The sequence below is a fragment of the Leisingera sp. M523 genome, assembly GCF_025141335.1.
GTDB lineage: Bacteria > Pseudomonadota > Alphaproteobacteria > Rhodobacterales > Rhodobacteraceae > Leisingera.
Window position 1 is genome coordinate 921,743 of the sequence record NZ_CP081036.1, and the last position, 14,686, is coordinate 936,428.

General features: G+C 62.7%; 19 protein-coding genes. 11 read left to right on the forward strand and 8 right to left on the reverse strand.

Going from position 1 to position 14,686, the window contains the following annotated elements:
• The first annotated feature begins 249 nt into the window (after positions 1-249).
• The 3 genes from aspS to K3557_RS04365 all read left to right on the forward strand — a co-directional run bounded on the left by aspS (position 250) and on the right by K3557_RS04365 (position 4,947).
• Positions 250-2,103 (forward strand): aspartate--tRNA ligase, encoded by a 1,854-nt coding sequence (gene aspS / locus K3557_RS04355; protein WP_259997903.1) that lies wholly within the window; start codon positions 250-252, stop codon positions 2,101-2,103.
• 234 nt (positions 2,104-2,337) lie between these two features.
• Positions 2,338-3,723: a DUF1800 family protein gene (locus tag K3557_RS04360; RefSeq protein ID WP_259997904.1), complete on the forward strand. Its 1,386-nt coding sequence runs from the start codon at positions 2,338-2,340 to the stop codon at positions 3,721-3,723.
• A 15-nt stretch (positions 3,724-3,738) separates the two neighbouring features.
• Complete coding sequence (locus K3557_RS04365) at positions 3,739-4,947, forward strand: DUF1501 domain-containing protein (protein ID WP_259997908.1); 1,209 nt, start codon at positions 3,739-3,741, stop codon at positions 4,945-4,947.
• A 428-nt stretch (positions 4,948-5,375) separates the two neighbouring features.
• Here K3557_RS04365 and K3557_RS04370 read toward each other — a convergent pair whose 3' ends face one another.
• Complete coding sequence (locus K3557_RS04370; RefSeq protein ID WP_259990957.1) at positions 5,376-5,516, reverse strand: hypothetical protein; 141 nt, start codon at positions 5,514-5,516, stop codon at positions 5,376-5,378.
• Between the two features lies 1 nt (position 5,517).
• Positions 5,518-6,237: a response regulator gene (locus tag K3557_RS04375; protein ID WP_259990959.1), complete on the reverse strand. Its 720-nt coding sequence runs from the start codon at positions 6,235-6,237 to the stop codon at positions 5,518-5,520.
• Positions 6,238-6,413: 176 nt separating this feature from the next.
• On the opposite strand from K3557_RS04375, the gene mce reads away from it, so the two are divergent.
• Together mce and K3557_RS04385 are read left to right on the forward strand one after the other, a co-directional pair.
• Positions 6,414-6,818 carry a methylmalonyl-CoA epimerase gene (mce, locus tag K3557_RS04380; RefSeq protein ID WP_259997910.1) on the forward strand — a complete coding sequence of 135 codons (405 nt, stop codon included), beginning with the start codon at positions 6,414-6,416 and terminating at the stop codon, positions 6,816-6,818.
• Between the two features lie 56 nt (positions 6,819-6,874).
• Positions 6,875-7,150, forward strand: coding sequence for a DUF1467 family protein (locus K3557_RS04385; RefSeq protein WP_259997913.1), 276 nt, complete (start codon positions 6,875-6,877; stop codon positions 7,148-7,150).
• 310 nt (positions 7,151-7,460) lie between these two features.
• On the opposite strand, the gene K3557_RS04390 is transcribed toward K3557_RS04385, so the two are convergent.
• A complete protein-coding gene (locus K3557_RS04390; protein ID WP_259990964.1) occupies positions 7,461-8,150 on the reverse strand; it encodes an EI24 domain-containing protein in 690 nt (229 codons plus the stop codon).
• A complete protein-coding gene (locus K3557_RS04395) occupies positions 8,147-8,725 on the reverse strand; it encodes a nitroreductase family protein (protein WP_259997915.1) in 579 nt (192 codons plus the stop codon). Before K3557_RS04395 ends, K3557_RS04390 begins: the two co-directional genes overlap by 4 nt.
• 198 nt (positions 8,726-8,923) lie before the next feature.
• Between K3557_RS04395 and K3557_RS04400 the strand changes: the two genes are divergently transcribed.
• Entirely contained in the window at positions 8,924-9,205 is a 282-nt protein-coding gene (locus K3557_RS04400) for a DUF167 domain-containing protein (protein ID WP_259997918.1), read from the forward strand.
• A gap of 3 nt (positions 9,206-9,208) precedes the next feature.
• On the opposite strand, the gene K3557_RS04405 is transcribed toward K3557_RS04400, so the two are convergent.
• Positions 9,209-9,448 carry a hypothetical protein gene (locus K3557_RS04405; RefSeq protein ID WP_129370243.1) on the reverse strand — a complete coding sequence of 80 codons (240 nt, stop codon included), beginning with the start codon at positions 9,446-9,448 and terminating at the stop codon, positions 9,209-9,211.
• 149 nt (positions 9,449-9,597) lie between these two features.
• Here K3557_RS04405 and K3557_RS04410 point away from each other — a divergent pair, with 149 nt between their 5' ends.
• The 5 genes from K3557_RS04410 (at position 9,598) to K3557_RS04430 (ending at position 11,633) form a co-directional block, all read left to right on the forward strand.
• Positions 9,598-10,311 carry a M48 family metalloprotease gene (locus K3557_RS04410; protein WP_134830277.1) on the forward strand — a complete coding sequence of 238 codons (714 nt, stop codon included), beginning with the start codon at positions 9,598-9,600 and terminating at the stop codon, positions 10,309-10,311.
• Positions 10,312-10,313: 2 nt separating this feature from the next.
• Entirely contained in the window at positions 10,314-10,706 is a 393-nt protein-coding gene (locus K3557_RS04415; protein WP_259997920.1) for a YigZ family protein, read from the forward strand.
• Between the two features lie 87 nt (positions 10,707-10,793).
• Entirely contained in the window at positions 10,794-11,057 is a 264-nt protein-coding gene (locus K3557_RS04420; protein ID WP_259999551.1) for a DUF6455 family protein, read from the forward strand.
• A 40-nt stretch (positions 11,058-11,097) separates the two neighbouring features.
• Positions 11,098-11,358, forward strand: a complete 261-nt coding sequence (locus K3557_RS04425; protein ID WP_259997924.1) for a DUF6455 family protein — start codon at positions 11,098-11,100, stop codon at positions 11,356-11,358.
• Between the two features lie 5 nt (positions 11,359-11,363).
• A complete protein-coding gene (locus tag K3557_RS04430) occupies positions 11,364-11,633 on the forward strand; it encodes a DUF6455 family protein (protein WP_259999553.1) in 270 nt (89 codons plus the stop codon).
• Between the two features lie 78 nt (positions 11,634-11,711).
• On the opposite strand, the gene K3557_RS04435 is transcribed toward K3557_RS04430, so the two are convergent.
• From K3557_RS04435 to rimO, 3 genes are all read right to left on the reverse strand, one after another.
• Complete coding sequence (locus K3557_RS04435; RefSeq protein ID WP_129370247.1) at positions 11,712-11,954, reverse strand: CDGSH iron-sulfur domain-containing protein; 243 nt, start codon at positions 11,952-11,954, stop codon at positions 11,712-11,714.
• A gap of 154 nt (positions 11,955-12,108) precedes the next feature.
• On the reverse strand, positions 12,109-12,873 hold the full coding sequence (locus K3557_RS04440) for a hypothetical protein (RefSeq protein WP_259997928.1): 765 nt from the start codon (positions 12,871-12,873) through the stop codon (positions 12,109-12,111).
• Between the two features lie 271 nt (positions 12,874-13,144).
• Positions 13,145-14,563, reverse strand: a complete 1,419-nt coding sequence (gene rimO / locus K3557_RS04445) for a 30S ribosomal protein S12 methylthiotransferase RimO (protein ID WP_259997930.1) — start codon at positions 14,561-14,563, stop codon at positions 13,145-13,147.
• Positions 14,564-14,686: the final 123 nt, after the last annotated feature.

Consider the following 14,686-nt stretch of genomic DNA (forward strand, 5'->3'; position numbering starts at 1 on the left):
AGGCGGGGCGCCCTGCCCAACGCTTGCCGCCCTGTCGCGTCAGCGATGGGGCGTGGAAGGGGCGGGAGCCTGTCTGCACAGAGCGCAGCCTGCGGAAAGGGAGGGTGGGAGGCGCTGAAATTGCCCTGTTTGCTTGACAACCACGCTGCAAACTTGTGTACCACCCCGGACGAATTCCGCGCTTATCAGGCGCATCTCCCGAATGACGGTCCACCCGGACAGACGACCCGAGACACGAAAGGTCCCGCCATGCACGCCTATCGCAGCCACACCTGCGCCGAACTGAACAAATCCAACGTCGGTGATACCGTCCGCCTGTCGGGCTGGGTTCACCGTGTGCGCGACCACGGCGGATTGCTGTTCATCGACCTGCGCGACCACTACGGCGTCACGCAAGTTATGGCCGACCCGGACAGCCCGGTTTTTGCTGAGATTGAAAAGGTCCGCAGCGAGTGGTGCATCCGCATTGACGGCAACGTCAAGGCGCGCGATGAGAGCCTGGTGAACGCCAAAATCCCGACCGGCGAGATCGAAGTATTCATCCGTGATATCGAAGTGCTTGGTAAATCCGAAGAGCTGCCGCTGATGGTGTTTGGCGAGCAGGAATACCCGGAAGAAACCCGCTTGCGCTACCGCTATCTGGACCTGCGCCGCGAGAAGATGCAGCGTAATATGCTGCTGCGCTCCAACATGGTCCAATCGATCCGCAAGCGTATGTGGGACAAGGGCTTCAACGAGTACCAGACCCCGATCATCACCGCCTCCAGCCCCGAAGGCGCGCGTGACTTCCTGGTGCCGTCGCGTCTGCATCCGGGCAAATTCTACGCCCTGCCGCAGGCGCCGCAGCAGTTCAAGCAGCTGATGATGGTGTCGGGCTTTGACAAATACTTCCAGATCGCGCCCTGTTTCCGCGATGAGGACCCGCGCGCCGACCGCTCGCCCACCGATTTCTATCAGCTCGACCTGGAGATGTCCTTTGTCACCCAGCAGGATGTGTTCGACACCATCCAGCCGGTGATGCAGGGCGTGTTTGAGGAATTCGGGAAGGGCCGCAAGGTCGACAGCGAATGGCCGCAGATTTCCTATAAGGATGCCGCCAAATGGTACGGCACCGACAAGCCGGACCTGCGCAACCCGATCAAGATGCAGGATTGCTCCGAGCATTTCCGTGGCTCCGGCTTTGCCATCTTCGCCAGCCTGCTGGAGAACGAAGGCACCGAAATCCGCGCCATCCCGGCGCCGTCTGGCGGCAGCCGCAAGTTCTGCGACCGGATGAACAAATTTGCCCAGGGTGAAGGCCTGCCGGGTATGGGTTATATCTTCTGGCGCAAGCAATCGGCGGATTCCATCGCTCAGGAGCGCGGGATCACCGTTAAAGACGTCAACGCCATGATCAAATCGGGCGAGATTGTCCTTGGCAATGAGGCCGCTGGCCCGCTGGCCAAGAACATCGGCCCCGAGCGCACTGAAGCGATCCGCCAGCAGCTGGGCCTGGATGTGGGCGACGCGGCTTTCTTCCTGGGCGGTAAGCCGAAGGCGTTTGAAAGCGTTGCAGGCCGCGCCCGCACCGTGATCGGCGAAGAGCTGGGCCTGACTGACAAAGACCGCTTTGCCTTCTGCTGGATCGTGGATTTCCCGATCTACGAGAAGGACGAGGAAACCGGCAAGATCGATTTCGAGCACAACCCCTTCTCGATGCCGCAGGGCGGCATGGACGCGCTGCTGTCCGATCCGCTGGCCGTCAAAGGCTACCAATACGACCTTGCCTGCAACGGCTATGAGCTGGTCTCGGGCGCGATCCGGAATCACAAGCCGGAGATCATGTTCAAGGCCTTCGAGATTGCCGGCTATGGCAAGGATGAGGTCGAGAAGCGCTTTGGCGGCATGGTCAACGCCTTCCAATACGGCGCCCCGCCGCACGGTGGCTGCGCGGCTGGCATCGACCGTATGGTGATGCTGCTGGCGGATGAAGCCAACATCCGCGAGGTCATCATGTTCCCGATGAACCAGCGCGCCGAGGACCTGATGATGTCGGCCCCCTCCGAGCCGATGAGCGATCAGCTGATGGAACTGGGCCTGCGCGTGATCCCGCAGGATCAGTAAACCGCATTTTGATGTCGAAAGAAGGCCCGGGCGACTGTCCGGGCTTTTTTCGTTGGGGCGAAGGCGGAATTTTTGCAGAGTAACGGTGGTCCGAAAATCTGCAGAACAGGCGACGGAACGCGCGGAGATCTGCGTATCACTTGAAAATCAGCTGTGGACCCGGGCGTGGATGATCTAATCTGCAACCAAGCCAGGCCGTCCGGGGAGATCAGGCCGTCCAGGGAGAACAGGGCGATGCAGTTTGACGGAGAATTGGCGGAGATCCGCTTTGGGGCAGGGTTGTCGCCGCAGGTGCCGCCGCCAGCTTCGGCAGAGGCAATGCTGAGCCGCCTGCAAGGCGCCGATGAGATGGCTCTTAGATTTCCGGTCAGCGGTTTTGACCAAGCCTTTGCGCGCGCCAAGGAATTCCGGCGGCTGAGGCGAAACCGCAAGCGGCAGGAAGGCGAGCAAGGGTACGAGGCTGCGGACAAGGCCTTTAAAGCCTACCGCCGCGCGCATAATGCGGCCCGCTATAAGTGGCATGGCCAAAGGTTGCTGCGGCATGTCTTTACCCGCGATGCCTTTCGCGAACGGCTGGTGCTGTTCTGGGCCGATCATTTTACCGCGCAAGGCAAAAACGGTGCGCTGCGCATACTGGCCGCGCCCTATGCCGAAACTGTCATCCGGCCGCATGTGGCGGGCCGTTTCGAGGATATGCTGATCGCCGCAGCCACCAGCCCCTTGATGCTGCATTACCTGGATCAGAACCGCTCGGCCGGGCCGGGCAGCCGGGCTGTGAAGCGGCGCAAGCGGCTGAGCGGGCTGAATGAAAACCTCGCCCGCGAAGTGCTGGAACTGCATACGCTGGGCGTCGATGGGCCTTATGGTCAGGCGGATGTGCGGCAATTGGCCGAGCTGTTCACCGGCTTGACCGCCGCGCAGGACAAGGGATTTGTGTTCCGCCCCGGAATGGCTGAACCGGGGGCGGAAACCGTGCTTGGGCAAACCTATGGCGGCGGCAAGCCGGAGCTGGGCCAGGTGCTGGCGGCGTTGCGAGATCTGGCACGCCATCCTGCCACTGCGCAGCATCTGGCGTGGAAGCTTGCGGTGCATTTCACCTCTGATCAGCCGGCGCCGGGGTTGGTGTCGCACCTGGCGGCACGCTATCAGGACAGCGGCGGCGATCTGGTGCAGGTCTATGCCGCACTGCTGGAACACCCCGCGGCCTGGCAGCCGGATTTGCAAAATGTTAAACCGCCGTTTGATTATGTGGCTTCTGCCTGCCGCGCACTTGCGGTGCCTGAGGCGCGGTTTTCCGCATTGAAGCCAGGGCAGCTGAACCGGCTGCTGCTGGCACCGCTGACGCCGATGGGGCAACGCTGGGAATTCTCCGGCGGGCCGGATGGCTGGCCGGAAGAGGATATGTTCTGGATCACGCCGCAAGCGCTGGCCGCGCGGCTGCGCTGGGCAATGGCAGCGCCGCGGCGGCTGGCGCGGCCGCTGCCGGATCCGCGTGTCTTTGCCATTGCTGCGCTGGGCCGGTTTGCCAATGAACGGGTCCGGTTTGCGGCCCGCACCGCTGAAACCCAGACCGAGGCGGTCGGGCTGATCCTGACCTCTCCGGCCTTTCAACGCCGCTAACAGGAGGTTTGCTTCATGCAGCTGACACGCCGATCCCTGCTGACCCGTTCTGCCATGCTGGGCTGTTCTCTGGCGGCCAGCCCGCTGGTCACGCCAGTCAGCTTTGCCGCGGCCCCCTGGGACACGCGGCTGGTGGTGATCATTCTGCGCGGCGGCATGGATGCGCTGGATGCGGTGCAGCCTTACGGCGACCCCGCTTTGGCCGGCTTGCGGCAGACCCTGTCGGGCGGACCGCAGACCGGGGCGGCTGATCTTGACGGGTTCTATGCCCTGCATCCAGGCTTGGCGCCGTTGCTGCCGTTGTGGCGTGCAGGTGAATTGGGGTTTGTGCAGGCGGTGTCCACCCCCTACCGCGACCGGCGCAGCCATTTTGACGGCCAGGATATTCTGGAAGCGGGCACCGCGGCATTGGGCGACGTAAGAGGCGGCTGGCTGAACCGTTTGCTGCAGCAGATGCCCGGAGTGGAGGCGCGCACCGCCTTTGCCATCGGTCAGGAGCGGATGCTGCTGCTGGACGGGGCGGCGCCGGTCTCGCAATGGGCGCCGGGGGCGGGGCTGGCGCTGAGCCCGCAGGCCGAGCGGCTGGCAGGCTTGCTGATGGAAGAGGATCCGCTGTTCCACAGGGCATTGAATGAGGCGCTGGAGCTGACCCGGCAGGATCTGTCTTTGGGGTCCGAAGAGGCCGGCGGCGGGGACAGCGGCATGATGCAGGCCGCGCCGAAGGGGAGAGCACATACCGAGATTGCCGCTTATGCTGCGGAGCAGCTGCGCGGCGATACCAGGATTGCGGCGTTTTCGATCAATGGCTGGGATACGCATTACCGCCAGGCAAACGGCCTGAAGTCCGCGCTGGGGCGGCTGTCGGAGACCGTCCTGAAGCTGCGCAGCGGCCTGGGGGACGGGATCTGGGGTAAGACGGCGGTGGCGGCTGTGACCGAGTTCGGGCGCACCGTGCGCGAGAACGGCACTGGCGGCACTGATCATGGCACCGGCGGTGCGATGCTGCTGGCAGGCGGTGCGATCCGCGGCGGCAGGGTGCTGGGGCGCTGGCCGGGACTGGCGGAGGCTGATCTTTATGACCGCCGGGATCTGATGCCGACAGCGGATGTGCGCCGGCATCTTGCCTGGCTAATGCATGGATTGGCAGGTGCCCGGAAAAGCGATCTGGAAACAAGCGTGTTTCCAGGGCTGGCGATGGCAAAGGATCCCGGTTTGCTATTGTAAGAGCCGTGATTCTCCCGTCCGCTCAACCCGTTCAGGGAACGGTCTGAGCCGTTGGGCCCGGCACCGCCTGAAAGGCGGTGCCGGGCCCAAGGCCGCCAAGCGGTGCGGCGCAAGCCGCTGAGCTGCGGGCGCGGGAGAACGCCCGAAGAATGTGCGGTATGGGGGAGATTTGCTGATCTGGCTTAACAAGACGCCGATAGCCGCCCGGCTGGTCCGCAGACGTTTAGCAGGTTGGCGTTTCCCAAACTGCAAACAGCGCGTTGTTGCCCGCCGGGGGAAACACATCCTCCGGCTGGGTTCAGCTGGACAAGCGGAGTACCGTCAGCTTTCCACAGAAGGAGTGCAGGCGGTTACGACACCAGTGGCGGGCCACCCTGTCCAATCGGATGCGGCCAAGACCGGCAGGCGGCTATGGTGGCGCGCAGGGCCTACTGATTGCGTGATGAAAGGATCAATGCGCGGCTGCCAGTGCCCCCGCGGTTACGGCGGATGGCGCGGGCTTCCAGGCGGGTTTGGCCGTAAAGCACAATGACGAGCGTGGCGAGGGCGATGAGAAAAGCTTCGGCCATGTCAGATCGCCGCGCGGCGTTCCAGCCGTTCCTGTACAAGGCCGGCCAGGGTTGCAGCATCCTGGGTCAGCGGTTTGCCCTTGCGCCGGGAACGGGCCAGGCGGTCGGCGGCCTCGGCAAGCGGGTTGTCGCCGGCGCTGCGGGCAACGCCGCCCAGAAACTGCGCCAGATATGCCAGCGTCTTTTCTTCCTGGTTCATGTTCAGCACATCGGCGGCATGGGCCATGTCATCGCGGTAGGCAAGGAAATCGGGTTCCACTGTTTCGTCATCCAGCGCGCGCGGGCCGGACAGTTGGCGGTCGGGCGGTAGATTTGACAGGATTTTCTGCTGGAAAGCGGCAAGCGAGGTAATCGGTTTCTCCAGAAAACCACCAGCCCCTGCTTCAAGCGCGGCCTCTTCAAGCGTTGGATCGCCCGAGGTGGCCAGGATCACGCCGGGGCGCGGGCTGGCCTCAGCCAGTTCGCGGATCAGATCGAGGCCGGAACCGTCCGGCAGACCGACATCGGCAATCAGCACCGATGGGCGGTAGACCTGCAGATGGCGGCGGGCGGATTTCAGGCAATCGGCCCGGCGGATGCGGGCACCGCTGCGCAGACAGAGCAGGCGCAGCGCCTCGCAGGCAAAGCGGCTGTCCTCGACCACCAGGATAGTCAGCCCCAATAGCGGGCGCCGGGTGGTGGGCAGGCGTTGAGCGGCAGCAAACAGTTCCGAATCGTCCATAACGTATCCTCCTTGCGGGATATGCTCCGACGCTAGGGATTCGAGGCTAATTACTCGTTAACAGCGCGTGCTCTGCCGTTGTGGCAGGCTGCCGTGCGGATTGGCGCACTTGCCGCGGCGCAGCGTCCACCCCATAAGCGGGGCGGAGGAATGTCTGTGAGAGGAGCACATCCGATATGATTGGCCGCTTGAACCATGTTGCCATTGCCGTCCCCGATCTGGAGGCCGCATCCGCCCAGTACTGCAACGCGCTCGGCGCCAAAGTGGGCGAGCCGCAGGACGAGCCGGATCACGGCGTCACTGTGGTGTTTATCGAATTGCCCAATACCAAGATCGAGCTGCTGCATCCCTTGGGGGAGAACTCGCCGATCAACGGCTTCCTGGAGAAGAACCCGGCCGGCGGCATCCACCATGTCTGCTATGAGGTGGAGGACATCCTGGCGGCACGTGACCACCTGCTGGCCGAAGGCGCCCGGGTGCTGGGGTCAGGCGAGCCGAAGACCGGCGCCCACGGCAAGCCGGTGCTGTTCCTGCACCCCAAGGATTTCAACGGCTGCCTGGTGGAACTCGAAGAAGTTTGACGTTATGAGCACCCTGCCCCGGATCCGGGGCAGGGCAAAAACGGAAGGCCGGAGCTATGGGCGTTACATCTGCAATCGTGCTTTATGCAGTAATCTGGTTCCTGACCTTTCTGGTGATCATCCCGATCCGGCTGGAGACCCAGGGCGACAAGGGCGATGTGGTGCCCGGCACCCACGCGGGCGCGCCGGAAAAGCATTTTCTTAAAGAGAAGGCCTGGATCACCACCGGCGTGGCTGCGGTGATTTGGGGCATTACTGCCGGGATTATCCTGTCCGAGCTGATCAGCGTGCGTGATTTCGACTGGATGGGAATGCTGCCTGAGCGGGACTGAACCGCGGGTATCTGTTTCAACAGCACAGGCTCTCCCGCCCGGCTGGGACGCATTGAAATGCGCCGCAGCCCGTTGGGCATGGCGCCGCGCGGATGCGCGGCGCGGTGGCGGCCAGCCCATGCCGGGCTGGAGCAGGCTGCAACGCATTGTGAAAATAGGAAGTGTTATTGCTGAGAAGCGCTTGAAAGGCAGGTCTGCCTCTCAAGACGCCGTTTCCTTTTTTTAACCCGCGGCAACCGCATCAAGGCTGAACCGCGCTGCCGCGCGGCGGCTGCGCCGGCCTTGACCCGGCTGCCGCGGGGGCGGCTGCCTATCTGCGGGACAGCGCGTGGTAGATATGGGTGAAAGTGGCGGCGCCCAGGATCGGGATCACCAGGTTCACCAGCGGCACCGAAAGCGGCATCGCCATCAGCGTGCCGGCGGCCCAGATCGTGGTGGCATGTTTGCGACGCAGTTTCTTGGCCTCTGCCGTGCCAATGCGGCGGGCGGCGGCGAGGGTAAAGTATTCGCGGCCCAAGAGGAACCCGTTGAGGCCCCAGAAGATGAACAGTGCAGCGGGCGGGAACAGCACATAAAGAAACAGCGCCAGGATGTTGGCGGCAATCAGCAGGCCGAGGAAGTTCACCGTGTCCCTGACCGCATCCCAGAACGGCACCTTGGCGGCCGGGGGCAGGGCGGGGTAGTGTTTGTCCTCTACCGCCTGGGCGACCTCCTCCAGGAACATCGAGGTGATGGCTGAGGCAACCGGCACCATCAGGAATACCGACAGCACCAGCATGAAGAACAGGGAGCCGATAGACAGCAGATCATCGACCCAGGTGACGTCACCCAGCAGCGGCAGGGTGGCTTCGGGGCCGACCAGCCATTGGATCAGCATCAAAAAGCCTGCATAGGCGGCAATCAGCAGGGCAATGGTGAGGCCAAGCCCCAGAAACAGCACCTTGCGGAAGCGCGGGTCGCCGGTCTGGCCAAGCGTTTTGAAGAAGGCGGTGAAGATCATGCGCTCACCCAGGTTGTAATGGAGTCCAGGTCCGGGCGCGGGCGTTCAGGCGGGGCGGAGCTTTCGGTGGCGATATGGATGATGCCGGCGATGTGCTCGTTTTCCGCCAGATCAAAAGCCGCCTGGCAGAAACCGCGGTCATGGCTGGCCCAGCCGCTGAGCCAGTTGGCGCCCCAGCCCGAGGCCAGGGCGGCATTCAGCAGCGCCAGGCAGGCAGCACCGGCGGAGTAGGTCTGTTCCCGCGCCGGGATCTTGGTGCTGTGTTTTTGCACCTCGACCACCACCACGGCCAGCTGGCCCTGGTCGAATTGGCTGCGGCCCTTGGCAATGTCCTCGGGGCATTTGCCCAAGCGCGCACCCGCCGCCTCGGCCAGGGCGGCCAGCCGCGCCATGGCGGGTTGCTCCACCACGATAAAGCGCCAGGGTTCCAGCTTGCCATGGTCAGGCGTGCGGGCGGCGGCGGTCAGGATCGGCAGCAGCTCTTCGCGCGACGGCGCAGGCGCCACCAGCGTTTTGGCCGGGCGTGAGCGGCGCGACAGCAGGAATTCAAGGGCAGCGTCATTGCGTGCGGGCATATGTGAAACCTTCTTACATCTGTTGCCGCCTATTTCGGCAAGCAGTGGCGTTTTTTCAAGATCCAACGGGCCTTGCGTGCTGCACCTGTGCTGCAAAGGCAGCAGGCGGCGGGGCTGGGCTTCGTTGACCCGGTGGTAGCTGCGGGGCAGCGGAAAAGTCTATGGTTTTTGCCGCCCGCACAGGGCAAATGTGGTGCTATGGGAAAGCCGAAGAAGAAAGACCTGCCGGATCTGAGCCAACTGTGTGTTCCGGGGATGGAAATCGCGGTGCGGGCCGCGCCCAAGGCGGCGCGCAATGCGATTGTGCCGGCAGAGGGCGTGCTTAAGATTTCGGTTACCGCGGCACCGGAGAACGGCAAGGCCAACGACGCCGTCCGCAGCCTGCTGGCCGCGGCAATGGGCACTACGGCGACCAATCTGGTCCTGCGCCGCGGTGCAACCTCGCGCGACAAGGTTTTTGTCTACAACGGCCCGGCCTGACGCCTAGTCATCACCTGGCACAAGCCTGTAGACGCCCTCCGGCAGGTCCAACGCTGCGGCCAGATCCCGCACCTGCAAATGGGACAGGGTGATTGTCTGCACTTTGTCGGTGCGCGGGTCGTATTGTTCGACCGTCACGCATTCGGTGAAGGAATTGATGGTCACATCCTCGGTGAGCGGGGTTCCGTCCTCATCCACCAGGGTAATAACCGTCGAGTCGAATTCATGCTCTATGGTAAACATAAGTCCAGCCTGCACTGCCGCCTGGCTGCTGGCAAGGCCTTGCAATCACAGACTATCACATGGATCTGGCAGCAAGGGTCCGCTGCCGGGCGATTGCCTTCCGACATCCTTGCGCGATAAAGTAGCCCGGAACTGCAAAAGGAAGTGCCATGCGCCGTTTTCTGTGTCTCATTGCTCTTGCCGTCGGCGCCTGTGATGTGGCGATTGAGCCTGCGCCGCAATCTGCGCCGGTTGCTCGGACACCGCGGGTGCAGGGGATGGCGCCAGGGGAGGCGCGCACCGCCTTTGCGTCGGTGTCCCGGCGGGTGGAGCCGGTGGCTGAACGCGCATGCCGCAGCCGGACCCAGGGGCTGAACTGCGATTTTCTGATCCGCATCGATCCGAACCCCAACGCGGCCCCCAATGCTTATCAAAGCCTCGACCGTTCCGGCCGGCCCATCATAACCTTCACACAACGGATGCTGGGGCAGATCGCCAACCAGGACGAGCTGGCCTTTGTGATGTCGCATGAGGCCGCCCACCACATTCGCGGCCATCTGGCGCGGCAGGCGCAGAATTCGGCGCTGGTCAGCGCCGGTGCAGGGCTGATCACAGCCCTTGCGGGCGGCAGCGCGGCAACAGTTTCCACCGCACAGGATGTGGGCGGTTATGTCGGCGCGCGCACCTATTCCAAGGATTTTGAGCTGGAGGCCGATGAACTGGGCACCCTTATCACCCATCAGTCCGGTTACCGGCCCAGCATCGGCGTGCGCTTCTTCAACCGGCTGCCGGATCCCGGCGACCGTTTCCTGGGCACCCATCCCGCCAACCCGGACCGGGTGCGGGTGGTGCAGGCCACCATCGACCGCCACGGGCTGAACTGAGCATGACTGCCAAGGATCAGGCTGCGCCCGCGCTGGAGATGCTGGGTGTGGTGCTGACCGACCGCGGCTCGCGCTATGCAGTGACGGGGGCGCGGGTCGCCTCACGCGCGGAGGTCGACGCGGTGCTGGCTGAGCTGAAGTCTGACCGCGCCTATGCCAAGGCGACCCACAACACCTGGGCTGCGATGCTGCCCTCGGGCGGTCTTAAGGCTGATGACGGCGAGAGCGGCGCGGGCATGGTGATCCTGCGGATGATGGAGCGCGAAGGCCTGAAGGATCATGTGATCATCGTTACCCGCTGGTATGGCGGCAAGAAACTGGGCGGCGACCGGTTCCGCCGGGTGCAGGATGCGGTGCGGGCGTATCTCGGCCACCTGGGCGGGAAATCCGCCTGAACCCGGTCCCGTTTGACCTGCATCAAATCGGCGTCTGCGCCCTGCCGCTAAGCTGTACCCGAAATGAATGATTCCGGGGACCGCGCGATGACCACCCATGCCGATCTGAAAAAGCACGCCGAACTGTTTGACCGGATGGCCGGCACTGTCGGGCTGGATCTTGAGGAAGCGGCCGTTGCCGGAACTCTGCGCTTTGACGAGATCGCCGAGGCAGTGCTGCGCTGCAGCCGTTGCGGCGGTGTCGGGGCTTGCCGCAAGTGGCTGGCCGAAGGGCCGCGCCCCGGTGCCGAGGCGCCTGATTTCTGCCGCAACCGCGATCTGCTTGGCTATTTGAACGAGCAGCAGGCCTGATGGCTCCGGATTTCTTCCGGTCTCTTTAAGGAGTTCGAACATGCGGCCATTGGGAGACCCCTTGTGTCATTTGCGGCTGATGGCCCGGATGGGCCAGGCTGTGGGGGCGGATCTTACATCTGCCTTTGCCGCGGGGGATATCAGCCACGCGGACTGGGCCGCGATGATCACCCGCTGCCGCGGCTGCGGCGCGACGGATCAATGCGAGGCTTTTCTGTCCGCCCATGACCACGCTGAAGCACCGATGCCCGGCTGCCGCAATGCGGACCAGCTTCTGCAGCTGAAGGGCCGCAGCGCGTGAAGGACATGGATGCGGAGGCCCGGAGCCTTGGCAATATTTTCCGCCACCTGTGGCTGTTGCGCGCCGTGGCCAAGGCCGCGGGCGTCGATCTCGATCATGCGGTGAAAACCGGGCAACTCAACGGTTTGGACTATGCCCGGATGGTGACCGCCTGCCGCGGTGCGGGCTGCAGCCAGTCCTGCGCGCTGTGGATCTCCACCCGCCGCGATGACTGCACCCCTGCGGTTCCAGAGTTTTGTCCCGCCGGGGGTGTATTCCAACGGCTGATGCCTTAGGCCGCAGCGTGGCCTGCCAGGCGTGATCTGCCCGGCGGGCTTGGCAGGCCTGGCGTTCTTGGCGTGCGGGATGGTCTGTTACAGCTTTGAGTGGCTGCCGTCGCATAAGGGCTTTTTGCCTGAGTGCTTGCAGCCGCAAAAGAACAGCTTGCCGTCCTTTTCTGCTTTGTATTTCACCGGCTCGAACGCCGTGCCCTTGTGCGAGCCATCGCAGAACGGCTGCTTTTGCGACTTGCCGCAGGCGCACCAGAAATAGGTCTTTCCCTCAGTCACTTCGACGGGGAAGGGGGCTTTCTGGGCGATTTCCGGAGTGTCTGTCATGGCTGGGCGCTCTCCCTGGCTGGTTGCGGTTGGGGGAGAGAGTAGCAGGGAATTGGCGCGAGGGGAGGGAAAACCCAAAGCCCGCGCAAAGCGCGGGTAGCGCCCGCCCCTCCCCACGGGAGGGCGCTTCGGATAATGGAGCTTCCTGACTTTTTCAGATTTCATCGAACAGTAGTTCTTGTTTGGCAAAGTTAAGGGCATTCTCGAAGCGATCATCAAAACCTGAAGGGAAATCGAAGACCATCGTATGTTTGAAGTCCAAACTCCTTGCTTCTTCGTGGGTGTTAACAGATTGAATAACTTCTGCAACAAGGTCTTGTACTTTCTCAATCTGCTTGAAGTTATGGTTGCCGCATCCTTTGAGAACTTCGTTGGTCTCGAGGAAAACCTCACGTTCGAAAAAAACGGAGTGAACTTCCTCCTCCCACGTTGCAAAGGCGTTGGACAGATTTTGTATTAGTGAGCCAATATGGAGGATGGCAGTTTCATCCCCCGAATGCCCATCTTCTCCCCAAGAGGTAAACAGTTGGGCTGTAAATATTTGCTTTGACGAAGCGATCAGTTTGTTAAGTTCAAAGAATTTACGTTGAAAGAAAGTTGCTTCATGCCCATTCGAGATGGTTTTGAACTGAGGGACATAGGCGCCCGACAATAGGTCAGCCATTTTCAACTTTGGATCACTAATAGCTGATCTTAGCAACTCAAGGGTTAAAAGACCTTCCCAAAATTCTGGTTTGTCGGCGAGAATGCGACGCGCCGCCGGTGTTAAATTAGGGTGAGTGTCGAAGAACTCTTTTTGAACTTCAAGCCGAGCCCAGGAACCGGCTTTTTCTAATTGCGAGGCTGTAAATTCGTCATGCACCTCACGCCACTTGAAAAGTAGTTCAGGCGGATATCGCTTTACGTCATCGTCGATCAATTTGTGGCAAGATCGGCAGAGCCAAATACCGTTCGTTTCTTGAGCGCGCTCTAAATCGCTCATTTGGTCCGAGTATCTGGCAGCCTTTGGCCGCGCGCCGTAAATGTGAGCGGCTTCGCCAACTATCGAAGCTTTTTGATCGCGTGTTGCGCCAACAGTAATACGGCGACAGTCAGGATTGGAGCATGTGTAGGAGGCTCTTTTCCCTAGTGTTTCTACCGTTGGCTTCGAAAAATCTGGTGGCGCCATGCAATCACTTTTGGGTTTTGTATTAGCTAGGTGTTCTACCCCACAGATCATACTCCCCGGCTTCATCAACTTCAACGGTCACCAGATCACCCGCCTGCAACCCGTCGGCTCCCTCATCAATGAACAGGTTGCCGTCGATCTCAGGCGCGTCGGCCTTGGTGCGGCAGGTGGCGATGCCGTCTGCGTCGATGTCGTCGACAATCACCTGCAGGGTCTGGCCGACCTTGGCCGCCAGCTTGGCCTCGGAGATCGCCTGGGCCTTCTCCATAAACCGCTCCCAGCGCTCCTGCTTCACTTCTTCGGGCACGTGATCGGCCAGATCATTTGACCGCGCGCCCTCGACGTTTTCGTATTTGAAGCAGCCGACGCGGTCCAGTTGTGCCTCGTCCATCCAATCCAGCAGGTGCTGGAACTCCGCCTCGGTTTCGCCGGGGAAGCCAACGATGAAGGTGGAGCGCAGGGTGATATCCGGGCAGGCCGCGCGCCAGGCGCGGATTTCGTCCAGCGTCTTGGCTGCCGCCGCGGGGCGGGCCATGCGGCGCAGCACGTCCGGGTGGGCGTGCTGGAAGGGGATGTCCAGATAGGGCAGCAGCGCATTCCCGGGGTCCGCCATCAGCGGGATCAGGTCGCGCACAAAGGGGTAGGGGTAGACATAATGCAGCCGCACCCACAGGTCCTCTGCCGGGGCCAGCCTGCCCAGCTCGCGGGAGAGGTCGAGGATATGGCTGCGCACCTCCTCCCCTTTCCAGGGGTGGCTGGAATACTTGCGGTCCAGCCCGTAGGCGGAGGTGTCCTGGCTGATCACCAGCAGTTCACGGACGCCGGCCCCGACCAGCTTTTCCGCCTCGCGCAGCACCGCGTGGACGGGGCGGGAGGCCAGCTTGCCGCGCATATCCGGGATGATGCAGAACTTGCACTTGTGGTTGCAGCCCTCGGAAATCTTCAGATAGCTGAAGTGCCGCGGGGTGAGCTTGACGCCCGCCGCAGGCAGCAGGTCCACGTAAGGGTTCGGGGAAGGCGGCACTGCGGAATGCACCGCGTCCAGCACCTGTTCGTACTGATGCGGGCCGGTGACCGCGTGGATGCGCGGGTGGTGCTCGCGGATATAGTCCGGCTCGGCGCCGAGGCAGCCGGTGACGATGACTTTACCGTTTTCCTTCAGCGCCTCGCCGATCGCCTCAAGGCTTTCCGCCTTGGCGCTGTCCAGGAAGCCGCAAGTGTTGACGATTACCGCGTCGGCGCCGGCGTAGTCGGGCGAGATGCCGTAGCCTTCGGCGCGCAGCCGGGTCAGGATGCGCTCACTGTCCACCAGCGCTTTGGGGCAGCCGAGCGACACCATGCCGAGGGTCGGCTGGTCCGGGCGCGGCGCATCACCGAACTGTGGGCGGGGGGCAAGGTCGGGGCGGAGGCTGGGCGGGTTGCTGGACGGGGTACTGATCATTCGCGCGCATATATCAGGAATGCGGCAAGAGGCAAGGAAAACGGGGGTGTCAGGTGTGAACCCCCTCTGTACACCTCCTGTGTACCCGGCGGCTGCATTTTCCCTTTGCACGGCCGCAAGGCC

What these genes read in the sequence shown, in the direction of transcription:
- aspS (WP_259997903.1), top strand. Translation starts at nt 250, where the DNA reads ATGCACGCCTATCGCAGCCACACCTGCGCCGAACTGAACAAATCCAAC.
- K3557_RS04360 (WP_259997904.1), top strand. Translation starts at nt 2,338, where the DNA reads ATGCAGTTTGACGGAGAATTGGCGGAGATCCGCTTTGGGGCAGGGTTG.
- K3557_RS04365 (WP_259997908.1), top strand. Translation starts at nt 3,739, where the DNA reads ATGCAGCTGACACGCCGATCCCTGCTGACCCGTTCTGCCATGCTGGGC.
- K3557_RS04370 (WP_259990957.1), bottom strand. Translation starts at nt 5,516, where the DNA reads ATGGCCGAAGCTTTTCTCATCGCCCTCGCCACGCTCGTCATTGTGCTT.
- K3557_RS04375 (WP_259990959.1), bottom strand. Translation starts at nt 6,237, where the DNA reads ATGGACGATTCGGAACTGTTTGCTGCCGCTCAACGCCTGCCCACCACC.
- mce (WP_259997910.1), top strand. Translation starts at nt 6,414, where the DNA reads ATGATTGGCCGCTTGAACCATGTTGCCATTGCCGTCCCCGATCTGGAG.
- K3557_RS04385 (WP_259997913.1), top strand. Translation starts at nt 6,875, where the DNA reads ATGGGCGTTACATCTGCAATCGTGCTTTATGCAGTAATCTGGTTCCTG.
- K3557_RS04390 (WP_259990964.1), bottom strand. Translation starts at nt 8,150, where the DNA reads ATGATCTTCACCGCCTTCTTCAAAACGCTTGGCCAGACCGGCGACCCG.
- K3557_RS04395 (WP_259997915.1), bottom strand. Translation starts at nt 8,725, where the DNA reads ATGCCCGCACGCAATGACGCTGCCCTTGAATTCCTGCTGTCGCGCCGC.
- K3557_RS04400 (WP_259997918.1), top strand. Translation starts at nt 8,924, where the DNA reads ATGGGAAAGCCGAAGAAGAAAGACCTGCCGGATCTGAGCCAACTGTGT.
- K3557_RS04405 (WP_129370243.1), bottom strand. Translation starts at nt 9,448, where the DNA reads ATGTTTACCATAGAGCATGAATTCGACTCGACGGTTATTACCCTGGTG.
- K3557_RS04410 (WP_134830277.1), top strand. Translation starts at nt 9,598, where the DNA reads ATGCGCCGTTTTCTGTGTCTCATTGCTCTTGCCGTCGGCGCCTGTGAT.
- K3557_RS04415 (WP_259997920.1), top strand. Translation starts at nt 10,314, where the DNA reads ATGACTGCCAAGGATCAGGCTGCGCCCGCGCTGGAGATGCTGGGTGTG.
- K3557_RS04420 (WP_259999551.1), top strand. Translation starts at nt 10,794, where the DNA reads ATGACCACCCATGCCGATCTGAAAAAGCACGCCGAACTGTTTGACCGG.
- K3557_RS04425 (WP_259997924.1), top strand. Translation starts at nt 11,098, where the DNA reads ATGCGGCCATTGGGAGACCCCTTGTGTCATTTGCGGCTGATGGCCCGG.
- K3557_RS04430 (WP_259999553.1), top strand. Translation starts at nt 11,364, where the DNA reads ATGGATGCGGAGGCCCGGAGCCTTGGCAATATTTTCCGCCACCTGTGG.
- K3557_RS04435 (WP_129370247.1), bottom strand. Translation starts at nt 11,954, where the DNA reads ATGACAGACACTCCGGAAATCGCCCAGAAAGCCCCCTTCCCCGTCGAA.
- rimO (WP_259997930.1), bottom strand. Translation starts at nt 14,563, where the DNA reads ATGATCAGTACCCCGTCCAGCAACCCGCCCAGCCTCCGCCCCGACCTT.